Consider the following 13,870-nt stretch of genomic DNA (forward strand, 5'->3'; position numbering starts at 1 on the left):
ATTTATTATAAATGTCTTGTAATAAATCATAAATATTGTAAATTGCCGCTCCCTTAAATAGTAAATAATAGATGAAAAGTACATTAAAGTTATTTAGTTTTTTTATCCTCGCTAGCATACTTTTTACTTCTTGTAAAAGTTCAAGAAGTAGTGGTTCTAGTAAATCTAATTTAACCGGATGGAATTTTAACGATCCTAGTTATGGTGGGTATTTGAAAGGAAAATTTAAAGATGGTAACGTTCCTCCAGGAATGGTACATATTGAAGGAGGAACCTATACTATGGGGTTAGTACAAGATGACGTAATGTTTGATTGGAATACGACTCCAAAACAAATGCATGTTCGTTCATTTTATATGGATGAATCTGAGGTCACTAATGCAGAATATGGTTTATTTTTACAATACACTAAAGATGTATTTCCACCAGAAGACCCTCAATTTAAACATATTTATCCATCAATATTACCAGATACTTTGGTGTGGAGAAAAGGTTTGGGGAATACAAATTTATTATCTGAAAATTACTTAAGACACCCGGCGTATGCAGATTATCCTGTTGTAGGTGTTAGTTGGATTCAAGCAAATAAGTACTGTAAATGGAGAACAAATGCAGTTAATTTAAAAATATTAATGGATAAAGGTGTTATTAAAAACATCTTTAAAGAAGATTCTTTAAGTTTCAAAGGGAAGAATAACTTTGACACAGATGCATATTTAACAAACCCTTATGCATTATTTGATGGAGATTCTACTATATACAAAAAAGGATTACCTGTACCACGTAAAAAAGGTGACCCCAAACCACCCAAAGATGCTTTTTCAGGAAGACAAGTAACGTCATCAGATGGTATTTTGTCTCAAAAATTTAGATTACCAACTGAAGCTGAATGGGAATATGCAGCAAAAGCAGTTTTTGAAAATAGAGAGTATAATAATATTCGTGGTAGAAAAAAATATGCTTGGTCAGGTAAATACACTAGAAATAAGAGTAGAGCAAAAAGAGGAGATCAGTTAGCTAACTTCAAACAAGGGACAGGTAACTATAGTGGTATAGCAGGATGGAGTAGTGATGGTTCTGATATTCCTAACGCTGTAAAAAGTTACCCTCCAAATGCCTTTGGTTTATTTGATATGTCTGGTAACGTAGCTGAGTGGGTTTCGGATGTTTACCGCCCAATTATAGATTCTGAAGCAAATGACTTTAATTATTTTAGAGGAAATATATTCACTAAAAAATTAATTAATCAAGATGGTAAAGTTGTTATTGTTGGAGATGGAGAAGTAGAATATGATACACTTGTTAATGGTATAGTTGTACCTAAAGATTTACCTGGTAGTGTTAAGTATATTCCTATTACCAAAGATGACACCTTTATGAGAAGAAATTATTTATTAGCAGATAATTCTTCTCTGAATGATGGTGATAAAAATTCTTCGAAAGATTTTGAATTGGAGAAAGACCAATTAATTGGAAGACCAAGAATGTATAATTCGCCTACAAAACCTCAAGAAGAACTAGATTCACTAGGGAATGTAATAAATAAATTAGAGTACGATAGTAAAAGAAGAACAACTTTAATTAGTGATAAAACGAGAGTGTATAAAGGAGGTTCTTGGGCAGATAGAGAGTATTGGTTAGATCCAGCTCAAAGAAGATATTTTCCACAATATATAGCTACAAATTTTATTGGATTTAGATGTGCTACCGATAAAGTAGGACCGATGATGATGAATGAAAAAAAGACTGCTACACCTAAATATGTTAGAAAATAACTAAAATAGTTTACATTATATAAATTAAACCTCGTTATTATTAGCGAGGTTTTTTATTTTTACTTTATGAATATAGAAGAGTTATATCAATTATATATTAAGTATTATCTAGTAGATTCTGATACTAGAAGAATACGTCAAAACACAATTTTTTTCGCTTTAAAAGGAGATAATTTTAATGGAAATAAGTTTGCTGTAGAAGCACTTGCTAAAGGGGCTTCTTATTGTGTGGTAGATGAAGAGAAATATCAAACCAATTCTAATATAATTTTAGTAGATGATGTATTAAAAACATTACAGAACTTAGCAAGTTATCATAGAGAGCAACTTAATATCCCAATAATTGGATTGACTGGTAGTAATGGGAAAACAACGACAAAAGAACTGATTAATGCTGTTATTTCAAAGAAATATAAAACTACCGCAACAAAAGGTAATTTAAACAACCATATTGGTGTTCCATTAACACTTCTATCTATGGATAAAAGTACTGAAATTGGTATTGTAGAAATGGGAGCAAATCACCTTAATGAAATAGCTTTTTTATCAAATATTGCAAAACCCGATTATGGTTACATTACGAATTTTGGAAAAGCACATTTAGAAGGTTTTGGATCAGTTGAAGGAGTTATTAAAGCTAAATCCGAATTGTACGACTTCTTGATTTCAAATAATAAAAAGATTTTTGTGAATCCAGGTGATGAAATTCAGGTAGAAAAAACAAAAGAAGCTAATAGAATATTATTTAACGATACCATTGAGTTTATTGAAATAAACCCTTTTGTAAAACTTTTATATAATGGAATTGAAATGCAAAGTAACCTTATAGGAAAGTATAATTTTAATAATATTGCAGCAGCTATTACTATAGGGAAGTATTTTGGAGTGTCAGATGAAATAATTAAAGAAGCTATTGAGAATTATGTACCTGATAATAATCGTTCTCAGATTATTAAAACAAACCAGAATGAAATTATTTTAGATGCTTACAATGCAAACCCTACAAGTATGAAGGTTGCTATTGAAAATTTTAGTTTACTTACAGCAAAACATAAAACCTTAATCTTGGGAGATATGTTTGAGTTAGGTCGTGATAGCAAAGAAGAACATCAAAGCATTGTAGACTTTACAAGTCAATATCAATTAGATAAAGTTATTTTTGTTGGAGAAAACTTCTTTAAATCTATTACAAATCATCTTCAATTTAGAACATTTGATGAGTTGAAAGAGCATCTTAAAGGAAATCCCATTGAAAATAATTTTATCCTGATTAAAGGATCTAGAGGAATGGCCTTAGAACGAACTTTAGAATTTATTAATTAATATTTTCTTTATGGTAATCGAGTAAATTATCTATAGGTCTTTGAATGATGCCTGTAACTTCTAAATTATGTTTATTGGCTACTTTTTCTAGAATATCTTTAAAATAGTAAGCTATTGAACCAATAAAGTATATTGGAGTTTCAGCAGTTTTATTGTATGGTAAGATACGGCAGCTAAAAAATTCTTGAAATCCTTTTTTAATTACCTTTTTAATATATTTTTCATCTTTAAAATCAAACATAAACTTGGCAAATGAAGCTAAATACATATTAGGGTTAGGTTGCCTATATAAATTCATTTTAATAAAATCAGCATCTAAGTTATATTGTTCTTCAAAGCTTTTAGAAATTTTCTTAGGCATTTTTTTGTAAAAATAATCACGTAGTAGTTGTTTACCAAAGTAATTACCACTAGCCTCGTCCATTACAGTATATCCTAGAGAAGGGACTAACATTTCTATTTCATTTCCATTAAAATAACAACTGTTTGATCCAGTACCCAAAATACAAACAATTGCAGGGTTCTTACCGGTTGCTGCATAGACTGCTGCTAACATGTCTTCTGCAATATTAATTTCTGCGTTACTAAATATTTCTTGCATTACCTCATGAAGAATTTCAACAGGCTTTGGTGTACCGCAACCTGCTCCGTAAAAATGAACCTCAGTAACTTCATCTTTTACATTGATGAGTTGAAACATGTTTACAATCCTATTTGTAAGTTCTTCTTGAGGAATTACAGCAGGATTTAGCCCCAAAGTTCTTACTCTAAAAATTTCATTTTTATTGTTATCTAAGGCAATCCAATCAGCTTTTGTTGAGCCACCATCTGCAATTAATATCATCTTTAATTTATTAAGTATACCAAATATATGTTTTCAAATATTATTACACAATAGCAAGGTAAAACTCAATCGATTTCGTGCTTGTTTTGGTATGTATTTTGTATTACTATTGTACTTAATATTTTAAATTTGTATTAATTAAATTTATATATGATTTTTTTAAAAAAGAAAGAAATTCCGTTAACAGATATCTTTTCTGATGATTTCGTTGATATACATTCTCATTTATTACCTGGAATTGATGATGGGGCGAAAGACATACAACATTCTATAGAGTTAATTTCTAAAATGAGATCTTATGGGATTAAAAATTTTATTACGACACCGCATGTTTTAGGAGATGTTTACCCAAATTCTTCTGAAACAATTAAAAACAAAGTAAAAGAAGTACAGACTGAATTAAAGGTACAAGGATTTGATGATATAACTTTTAGAGCAGCTGCTGAATACATGTTAGATGAACAATTTGTCAAGCGTTTAGAAAATGATGATATATTAACACTTAAGGATAATTTCATTTTAGTTGAAATGTCATATTTTAACGCCCCTTATAATCTATATGATGTTTTATTTGACGTTCAATTAAAAGGATATAAACCTGTTTTGGCACATCCAGAACGATATAATTTTTATCATAACGATTTTGAAAGTTATTATAAGTTAAAAAAAGCAGGGTGTGTTTTTCAGTTGAATTTATTATCACTAACCGAGCAATATGGAAAAGGGGTTCAAAAAACAGCAAAAAAATTATTAAAAGAAAATTTATATGATTTTGTAGGTTCAGATACACATCATCAAAATCATTTAAGATTGCTTCAAAAGATAGGTGATAAAAAAATAAAGAAAGAAATAAAACATTTGTTAGAGAATAATAAAAAATTTTTAATATAAAAAAAGGAAGCTATATAGCTTCCTTTTTTTATATTATGTTTTAGGTATAGACACTAAACTAACTAAAAATCTTTTTATACCAAGGCTTTTGATCATCTTTTACGTTTCCATATCCGTATCCATAACCATAACCATAGCCATAACCGTAACCTCTATTCATATCTGTATCGTTTAATACAATGGCCATATTTGGTAATTTTTTATCTTTATATAAGGTTTGAGGAACAGTTAGCATTCTTTTATCTAGATAGTTTGCTCTTGTAACATATAAGAAAACATCAGCATATTTAGAAATTAACAAGGTGTCAGTTACTAAGTTAACGGGAGCAGTATCAACCAAAATATAATCATAATCATTTCTAACTTCATTAAATAATTCTGATATTCTACCCGTCATTAATAATTCAGCTGGATTTGGTGGGATTGCACCTGAAGCTATAATATCTAAATCTTTTAACTCTGGAACTCTAAATTTTAAAGAATCTAATGTAATATCCTCGTTAGTAATAAAATTGGTAATTCCTTTTCTATCAGGAATGCCTAAATATTCAGTAACTTTTGGAGCACGTAAATCTACTCCCATTAATAGCACTTTCTTACCAGAGAGGGCTAATGTAGCCGCTAAATTAATAGAAATAAAAGATTTTCCTTCTCCACTTGTGGTAGAAGTTATAAAGATTGTCTTTCCTTTTTCTTGATTCACATTTGATAATATGAAATCAAGGTTGGTTCTAATTAACCTAAAGGCTTCAGCTGTACTAGAACGAGCATCAGAATTTATTACAATTTTTTCTTTTGTTTCAGAATGGGGAACATCCCCTAAGAAGGGAATTGTTGTTTGTTCTTCAATATCTCTCTTAGTGTGTACTTTAGTGTCTAAAAGATCTCGGATATAAATTATAATAAACGGAAATAATAATCCAAGTAATAAAGCAACTAGATAGATAGTTTTTTTCTTTGGACTTACAGGAGATTTAAAACCATATGCTTTGTCAATAATTTTAGCATTAGGAACCGTAACTGCTAAAGAAATAGCAGTTTCTTCTTTCTTTTTTAATAAATAAGAATACAATCCAGCAATAATTTCTTGTTGTCTAGCAATGTCTAAAAACTCTCTTTCTTTGGAAGGAATAGAAGAGATTTTTGAGTTAAATCTTCCTGCTTCTCTTGCTAAATTATCAACATTTAATTGTAAAGATTTTTCTTGATTACGTAAACTACTTTTTAAAGAATTTTTAATATTATCAATATTATCTTTCAATTCTATAAAAACGATATTTTTTTCTCCAGCACTTTTTAATAGTCTATTTTTCTTAACAACCAATTCATTGTATTCCCCAATGGCTTTAGCTATATTAGGATCCTGTAATCCTAAATTAGCCGGTAAAAGATCTTCTGTATTTGTAGTTAATTCACTATTCAAACCTTTAACCAAACTTAATTGTGTATTGGCATCAATTAATTTTTGTCTGTTTATAGCATTTGATTCTAAAAATAATTGTGCTTCAGATTGAATATCTGTAATGTTATTTTTCTTTTTAAAATTACTAACGCTGTTGTCAACAATAGCTAGTTCTTTTCCTATATTTTCTAATCTATCAGCAATAAATTCATTTGTTTTGTTAGATACTTGATTTTTATCACTAATAGCATCTTTGTTATATTGAGTAACTATTTCATCAAGAATATTTTCTGCTTTTTCAATAACAGCTGAATTTAAAGATAATTTTAAAACACTAGCATTTTTATTAATTGGAGAAATTGATAGTTTAGAAATATAATTATCTATCGTGTTATTTAGTGAAGATACATGTATATTAATTCGATCATCTATATGTTCATTATCAAAATAAGATGTTTTATTTATTGAAAATTGACCAATACTTTCAAATGATAATGTATCTCCAAAAGTAGCTTCTTTTTTAATCAAGTTGTCTTCCTTGTCAAATATATTGAATTTGTTATCTGATAAAACATCAATAAAAAAGAGTTCGTTTTCTTCTAAATCAATCTTTAAACTATCTAAAAGCATAAAATTGATTGGACAAATTTTATATATTTCTGAATTTTTTACTCGGCCCTCGCTAACATAAGTAATATTTAAGTTTAACTTTTCAACAACATTATTAATGATTTTTCTTGATTTTAAAATTTCAATTTCATTATCAATATTTTTGTTTGAGCCTCCTACAATTCCAAGATCTTCAAAAGCAGCAAGTTCTTCAGAAAGCCCTCCTTTTTTATCATTTTTTATTAAAATTGTTGTAGAAGCAGAGTATTGTGGAGTCACATATCTTAAGTATAAATAAGCTCCTAAAAGAGCCAATAAAATCCCTAATACAAACCATTTCCAATGGATTAAATACTTTTCTAATTCAGCTCTTATATTGATGGTGTCGTTCTCTTCTATTTGCTGAATATAATTATTAGATTGATTATTCATGATTACTTACTTAGGTCTTGTTAAAATAGAGATTAAGGCAACAAGTACAGAGCCTACTGAAATAAACAACCCTGAGTTCTTATTATATGCTGCGTCTTGTGAAGATGATTTATTAGGTTCTACGTATACAACATCATTTTGTTGTAAATAATAAGCAGGAGAAGTGAAAACGGTATTAGAACGTAAGTCTAATTCGTACACTTTTTTCATTCCTAATTCTTCCCTATGAATTTTCACATTACTTCGAATCCCAGAAATATTTAAATCTCCAGCTAGACCAATTGCTTCAAGTATAGTAATTCTCTCATTAGGTATTATGAAGCTTCCAGGGGTTTTAACATCACCTAAAACAGTAATTTTATAATTATTAATACGAATATTAATATTAGGTTTTTTTACATAATCAGGATCTAATTTACCTTTCAATAAAGTGATAGCCTCTTCTCTTGTTAATCCTCCAATTTTTATTTTACCTAATATAGGAAAATTAATTTCTCCATTGTTATCTACCAAATAAGATTGTTGCTGAGGTGTGCCAACAACACTGTTTGTTGTAGTTGAATAGGTTACAGCAGGCAGATTGAAAGGCTTTACAGCATCTAAATCTTGTGAAGATATAGTAATTTGTAATAAATCATCTGGTTTAAATATAGTTTTATAAGAATTAGAAACTTTAGATTGATCTACTTGATCGTTTTGAAAATAAACTATATTTTTTTTTGAAACACAAGACGTTAATACAGATAAAAAGAGAATAAAAATAATTTTTTTAACTTTTTGCATAAAATAAAATTTTCGCGAAAATACTAATTTTAATTTGAAATCTGTTTGTCCAATTCCTCGTAAATAGAATTGTTGGATTTAAATTCTGGTACAATTTCTTTAATGAGCTTAACTGAAATTTTGTTGTTATAATTTTTATTAATTATGCATAAATTAACTATTTTTTCTTGAATATAATCAATGTCTATGTTTTGAGTCCTAGCAATCATAATTTTTTCATGATAAGTAGGTGTAGTATTTTCCCCACAGGCTAATAGTTCTTCATACAATTTTTCCCCAGGACGCAAACCAGTTATTTTAATATCAATATCTTCAGGGTATTTAAATCCGGATAAATGAATCATCCTTTTTGCTATATCGTAAATTTTAACCGATTTACCCATGTCGAAAATATAAATTTCACCTCCATTACCCATAGTGCCCGCTTCAAGGACTAGCTGACAAGCTTCAGGAATGGTCATAAAAAAACGAGTAATTTCTCGATGAGTTACAGTTAATGGACCACCATTTTCAATTTGCTTTTTAAATAAGGGAATTACAGAACCATTTGAACCTAAAACATTACCAAAACGAGTCGTTGTGAATTTTGTTGTATGGTTTTGTTTACTTAAGCAGCTAATATACATTTCTGCAACACGTTTTGTTGCCCCCATTACGTTTGTTGGATTTACAGCCTTATCCGTTGAAATCATAACAAATCTCTCCACATTATATTTGACCGATAAATCTGCAATTGTTTTGGTGCCTCCTATGTTTATTTTAACCGCTTCATAAGGACTTGTTTCCATTAAAGGAACGTGTTTATAAGCGGCAGCATGATATACTTTATTAGGTTTGAATTTTTTAAAGATTCCTTCCATACGAACTTCATCTCTAACATCAGCAACTATTGAAGTGAAATTAACAATCCCATCTCTAATTAGTTCTTGTTGTAATTCATATAAAGGAGATTCTGCTTGATCTATAATAATTAGATGCTCATGATTATAATTACTAACTTGTCTAGATATTTCGCTACCAATAGAACCTGCTGCTCCTGTAACTAAAATAACTTTTCCGTTTACATCCCTTTTTATGATCGGATTATCAATAGATATGGGTTTTCTGTCTAGTAAATCTTCAATCTTAACTTGTTTAATTTGATTAGCATCAAAATCACCACCAATCCATTTTGAAAAAGGAGGAACAATTTTTGGACTCACGCCAAGAGCTAATAACTTATCAGTAATGTAAAGAAGTCTTTCAGATTTAATATTTTGAATTGAAATAATGACTTCGTTTATTTTTTTACTCTCAACAAATTCCTTTGTAATTTCATCTCGATCGTAAATTTTCACACGATCTATTTTCTTTCCGATTTTATTAGTATCATCATCAATAAAACCAACAACTTCATAGCTATTTTGAGTATCTCTGTTTAGAGCACCGTAAGTAATTAAACCAGAATCGCCTGCTCCATAAATCATTACATTGGTAATGACATCTAATTCAGAAGAAATAATTTCATAAAAAGATTTAAAAATAAACCGACTTACGACCAAGATAAAAACGGTGATAAAATAATGTATAAGAATTATTGTTTTAGGAATCGTAAAAGAAGGAATAATTTTAAAAGCGCTATTTATAGCAACTAAAAAAAGAATACAAAAGGATGTCATTGTAACACCTAAAAACACGTTGAAAGCATCTCTCATTCCCGTATGACGAATAATTCCCCTGTTAGACCCAACAATCCAGAAACAAATTAAGGAGATACCGCCTACAAAAGGTAATTGGAAAACAAAATGTTCAGTATTGAAATTTAGAGAAGCATTAAATCGAATTGAATATGCAAGTAAAAAAGAAATACACACCAAAAACACATCGATGAATAGAACTATCCAATGCGATGCATGTTTGTCTAGAGACCTTAAAAGAAGTTTTCTAATCATTTTAATGAAATGATAACGAGTAAAGTTACAATAATTTGTTTAATTCTTATTTAGAAAAATGGGGTTTATATTTTTTTCATTTGCTGTTTCATCATTTGCATTTGCTCTTTTAACATTCCATGTTTGTCTAATTTCTTTGCTTCAGCCATTAAGTTGGTAGCTTCACGCTTACGACGTTTCGTCATTGCAATACCTGCTAATTGAAGTTTAGCCATTGCTAAATCATGATCCATAGATAAACCAAGTTTCACCGCTTTTTTTAAGAATTTTTCTGCTTGAGTAATATTGGTTTGAGAAAGCATAATTCCATGTAAATAGTTAAAATAACCTTCTTGTTTTTTTATTAGTGCAGTTTCAGGATTTTTAATATATCCTAACCATTTCTGTGCGCCTTCGAAGTTTTGCTTGCGTAATTGTAAAAAGGCTAATAAAATGAATTCATTTTTAAAGTAGAAGAAAACAAAAATCCCTGCTAATAATAAGATGGAAATTCCGTTCATAATATGCCCTTGCGCAAATTCATAAACAGCCCAAACTGATATTAAACCCGCTATAATTAATTTTATATTTTTATTAAACATAATTTGATTTTTCTGATTCAAAGTTCGATGTAAAATCGAGATTTTAATTAATGCACAAAAGTACATTTTTCTTGCAAACTTAGCCTACTTCTTATAAAACTTTCGGTATTTAATCCAAGCTAAGACTCCTAAAATTAATACAAACGCTATAGAATAGTATACTGAAGTTGGTGTAATAACTCTATCTCCACTTGCATATGAATGTAGACCAGATAAGTAGAAGTTAACACCAAAATAAGTCATCATAATAGATGCATACGCAATTACAGACCATAAATTAAAGGTGTATTTACCTCGTAAACCTGGAATTAAACGCTTATGTAACACAAAAGCATACACCATAATAGAGATTAATGCCCATGTTTCTTTTGGATCCCAACCCCAATATCGTCCCCAGCTCTCATTTGCCCACATTCCACCCAAAAAGTTTCCAATGGTTAACATTACTAAACCAACCGTTAAAGACATTTCGTTAATAATGGTTAATTCCTTAATATTTGCATCCATTTTCTTCTTATTTTTTTCGGTAGTGAAAATCATTAAAAATAAAGAAACAACACCTAAAATCATTCCTAAAGAGAATGGCCCATAGCTAGCTACAATTATTGAAACGTGTACCATCAGCCACCAAGAATTTAATACAGGCTGTAAGTTCGCAATTTCTGGATCTAACCAATTCTGGTGAGCAAAAACAAGAATAATAGAAGCTAAAAAAGTGGTTGCACCAATAGTTAATGCAGATTTTCTCCCTAAGAAAAAACCAAATAACATAGTTGCCCAAGCAACATAAATAATACTTTCATAAGCATTACTCCAAGGAGCATTTCCGCTAATATACCAACGAGATATCAATCCGAAAGTATGGTATATAAAAGCGAGAATTGCTAAGATAATTAGTCCTTTTACAATGTAGTTGATGATTTTTGATCTACTAAAAAAGATTTGTAAAATCACAAATACAATTAGTAAAACACCAACCACTGCATAAGTATAAGAAGTGTTTTTAAAAATATTTAATTTGTTATAAGCGATTTCTAAATCTATTTTCTTCTTTGATGGAATTACAGCAGAACCATATTTTTCTTGGAATTTTTTTATTCCATCTAAAACTTTGTTAGTTTCCGTGTAATCACCCGATTTTTTTGAATCTTGTAATAATTGTAAATAGACAGGTAATGATTGACGAACAAACACAGAATCTGTTCCTTTAAATCCAGCGTGTAAAGTTTCTGGTTGTGAAACCCATTTGTTGTTTTCATCGTTGGGAATAGGATAAATACGTAAAATTCCACCACCAATAGCACTGTACAATAAACCAACACGTCTATCAATCTTAATTAAATCTTTTTGAAATTTATTTTGAAGTTTCTCTTTTTGAGCCTCAGCAACTAATTCTTTAATCTTATAATTTGCTGAAGGTGTGAAAAAGTCCGATAATCGAGCATATTTTGCAGAATCGGGTAGATTTAAAGTCTCACGAATTTTCTTGTTTCCTTTTTCAAGATAAATCATCGGAACTTCAATCCAAAACATCGGATTTTCGGTAATTGATAATAATACTTGACTCGGTTCCATTCCGTTAAATTTCTCTTTTTGAGAAACTTTTCTAACTAATTCAGAAGCAAAAGTATGTGCAGGTTTCATTCGTCCGTTTGCATCTTGAATTACCAAGCGACTAAAACTGTCAGCGTGTATTTTATTAACTAAGTTAGCTTTTAAAACGCTGTCAATTTGTTGGTTGGTAACTTTTTTCTGTTGATGTGGTTCTGAATGATCTTCATGTTGTTGAGCATTTGCAATTCCGAAGAAAAAGAATGCTAAAATTATAGAAAATGTATTTTTTTTCTTCCTGATTTTTTTCAGTCCTTTTTTCAAATCATCAAAACGAGTATGTTTTGCAAACAGCATAGAAATTAATCCAGTGTACAGAAGTGAATATCCAAAATAAGTAACTAACATTCCCCAAAAATCATGATTTACAGATAAATGTGTTTGTTCAATTGCTTCACCAGCATTTTTATAACTAGATTGAAAGAATTTATAACCCTTATAATCTAAAATATGGTTCATGTAAATTCTATAATCAAATGTTTCTTCCGGGGCTATAACAGTTACTTCACTTGCATACGAAGCAGCACTTTCAGAACCAGGATATTTTTCTAGTTGGAAATCATTCAATTTCACGCTAAAAGGAGTTTGTAGTTGTTTAGCACCATACCATGCTCTAAAATTTAATTCACCAATAGAAAATTGTTTTTCTCCATCTGTATTAAATTGACCACCAGTTAATTCTATACGTTCGGTTTTTTCGTTAGTGGTAATATCAAAAACAACGATATCGTATTTTTTATTGTCTTTGTTGCCTCTCAGTGTTTTGATTTCTCCTTTTTCTGCTGGCTTCGGAATTACAAATTGTAATCCTGAAATATTATGAAGGGTTAAAAATTGAAAATTTTGCACGCTATCTTTTACAATTTTTCCTCTTTGTTGATCTGCCATTCGCAACCAATCACCGTCCGATTTTGTTCGCATTTTTAAGCTTCCATCTTCGTAATAAAAATTGATGGATGCATTTTGATCTGGAGCTTCGAAACCAACTAATATATTATGAATGTTTTGTAATGTTCCTCTTTTTATATAATGTTCGTGTCTACTTCCACTAGAGCTTTCTACAAAAAACAAGTGCTCTGTTCCGTTTTCGTCTAAAACCATTTTTTTCTCTGCCCACGGAATATAATCAACTAATTTGAAATTAATTTTATGTGCTGGTTCATCCTTTTTAGGTTGAAAAGATTCAGTAAATTCAACCGAATTTTTTCCCCAAGCAGAAAGTAAAAGTTTATTATTTGTTTCTTTTTGAAATTCATTATTGTCAACTACAACATTTAAGTAGTTTACATCAGATAGAAACTTGTTTGTAGTTTCCCCTTCATCTATAATCATCATTCCTTCAAAACCAATATAACGTGTAATTCCTGCTCCGATTATAATGAATAAAAAAGCCAAGTGAAACATTAAAACTGGCCACTTTTCTTTTTTATACAAACGGTATCTGAAAATATTTCCGAAGAAATTAATAACAAAAACCACCATGATCAATTCAAACCACCAAGTATTATATACTAGTTTTTTTGAGGTTTGTGTACCAAAATCATTTTCTATAAAAGTGGCAACACCCATTGCTATAGCGAATATTAAAAACAATACCGCCATTAAACGTGTAGAGTAGAGGATATTTAAGATTTTTTTCATAAGAAAATTTGCGTAGTATAAAACAGGGGCAAATTTACGCAATCTTA

General features: G+C 29.6%; 9 protein-coding genes. 3 read left to right on the top strand and 6 right to left on the bottom strand.

The genetic code is table 11. The features are described 5' to 3' along the window. Window positions 1-71 precede the first annotated feature (71 nt). Both gldJ and C7447_RS11770 read left to right on the top strand, forming a co-directional pair. Window positions 72-1,775 (top strand): gliding motility lipoprotein GldJ, encoded by a 1,704-nt coding sequence (gldJ, locus tag C7447_RS11765; RefSeq protein WP_148870718.1) that lies wholly within the window; start codon window positions 72-74, stop codon window positions 1,773-1,775. A 66-nt stretch (window positions 1,776-1,841) separates the two neighbouring features. Further along, window positions 1,842-3,098 carry a UDP-N-acetylmuramoyl-tripeptide--D-alanyl-D-alanine ligase gene (locus tag C7447_RS11770; RefSeq protein ID WP_148870719.1) on the top strand — a complete coding sequence of 419 codons (1,257 nt, stop codon included), beginning with the start codon at window positions 1,842-1,844 and terminating at the stop codon, window positions 3,096-3,098. Here C7447_RS11770 and C7447_RS11775 read toward each other — a convergent pair. Continuing rightward, on the bottom strand, window positions 3,091-3,942 hold the full coding sequence (locus C7447_RS11775; RefSeq protein ID WP_148870720.1) for an N-acetylglucosamine kinase: 852 nt from the start codon (window positions 3,940-3,942) through the stop codon (window positions 3,091-3,093). The two genes, C7447_RS11770 and C7447_RS11775, sit on opposite strands and share 8 nt — an antisense overlap. Before the next feature lie 150 nt (window positions 3,943-4,092). Here C7447_RS11775 and C7447_RS11780 point away from each other — a divergent pair, with 150 nt between their 5' ends. After that, window positions 4,093-4,833, top strand: a complete 741-nt coding sequence (locus tag C7447_RS11780; RefSeq protein ID WP_148870721.1) for a tyrosine-protein phosphatase — start codon at window positions 4,093-4,095, stop codon at window positions 4,831-4,833. 58 nt (window positions 4,834-4,891) lie between these two features. Here the strand turns inward: C7447_RS11780 and C7447_RS11785 are convergent, their stop codons facing one another. From C7447_RS11785 to ccsA, 5 genes are all read right to left on the bottom strand, one after another. After that, the gene (locus C7447_RS11785) at window positions 4,892-7,276 is read right to left on the bottom strand and encodes a GumC family protein (protein WP_148870722.1); all 2,385 of its coding nucleotides are present in this window, start codon (window positions 7,274-7,276) and stop codon (window positions 4,892-4,894) included. A 6-nt stretch (window positions 7,277-7,282) separates the two neighbouring features. Continuing rightward, window positions 7,283-8,059 (bottom strand): polysaccharide biosynthesis/export family protein, encoded by a 777-nt coding sequence (locus C7447_RS11790; RefSeq protein WP_148870723.1) that lies wholly within the window; start codon window positions 8,057-8,059, stop codon window positions 7,283-7,285. A gap of 29 nt (window positions 8,060-8,088) precedes the next feature. Further along, the gene (locus C7447_RS11795; RefSeq protein ID WP_148870724.1) at window positions 8,089-9,990 is read right to left on the bottom strand and encodes a polysaccharide biosynthesis protein; all 1,902 of its coding nucleotides are present in this window, start codon (window positions 9,988-9,990) and stop codon (window positions 8,089-8,091) included. A gap of 65 nt (window positions 9,991-10,055) precedes the next feature. Continuing rightward, window positions 10,056-10,571 carry a DUF2892 domain-containing protein gene (locus tag C7447_RS11800; RefSeq protein ID WP_148870725.1) on the bottom strand — a complete coding sequence of 172 codons (516 nt, stop codon included), beginning with the start codon at window positions 10,569-10,571 and terminating at the stop codon, window positions 10,056-10,058. Window positions 10,572-10,655: 84 nt separating this feature from the next. After that, the gene (gene ccsA, locus C7447_RS11805; RefSeq protein WP_148870726.1) at window positions 10,656-13,823 is read right to left on the bottom strand and encodes a cytochrome c biogenesis protein CcsA; all 3,168 of its coding nucleotides are present in this window, start codon (window positions 13,821-13,823) and stop codon (window positions 10,656-10,658) included. Window positions 13,824-13,870: the final 47 nt, after the last annotated feature.

It is taken from the genome of Tenacibaculum adriaticum (genome assembly GCF_008124875.1).
GTDB lineage: Bacteria > Bacteroidota > Bacteroidia > Flavobacteriales > Flavobacteriaceae > Polaribacter > Polaribacter adriaticus.

What these genes read in the sequence shown, in the direction of transcription:
- C7447_RS11770 (WP_148870719.1), top strand. Translation starts at nt 1,842, where the DNA reads ATGAATATAGAAGAGTTATATCAATTATATATTAAGTATTATCTAGTA.
- ccsA (WP_148870726.1), bottom strand. Translation starts at nt 13,823, where the DNA reads ATGAAAAAAATCTTAAATATCCTCTACTCTACACGTTTAATGGCGGTA.
- C7447_RS11775 (WP_148870720.1), bottom strand. Translation starts at nt 3,942, where the DNA reads ATGATATTAATTGCAGATGGTGGCTCAACAAAAGCTGATTGGATTGCC.
- C7447_RS11800 (WP_148870725.1), bottom strand. Translation starts at nt 10,571, where the DNA reads ATGTTTAATAAAAATATAAAATTAATTATAGCGGGTTTAATATCAGTT.
- C7447_RS11795 (WP_148870724.1), bottom strand. Translation starts at nt 9,990, where the DNA reads ATGATTAGAAAACTTCTTTTAAGGTCTCTAGACAAACATGCATCGCAT.
- C7447_RS11785 (WP_148870722.1), bottom strand. Translation starts at nt 7,276, where the DNA reads ATGAATAATCAATCTAATAATTATATTCAGCAAATAGAAGAGAACGAC.
- gldJ (WP_148870718.1), top strand. Translation starts at nt 72, where the DNA reads ATGAAAAGTACATTAAAGTTATTTAGTTTTTTTATCCTCGCTAGCATA.
- C7447_RS11790 (WP_148870723.1), bottom strand. Translation starts at nt 8,059, where the DNA reads ATGCAAAAAGTTAAAAAAATTATTTTTATTCTCTTTTTATCTGTATTA.
- C7447_RS11780 (WP_148870721.1), top strand. Translation starts at nt 4,093, where the DNA reads ATGATTTTTTTAAAAAAGAAAGAAATTCCGTTAACAGATATCTTTTCT.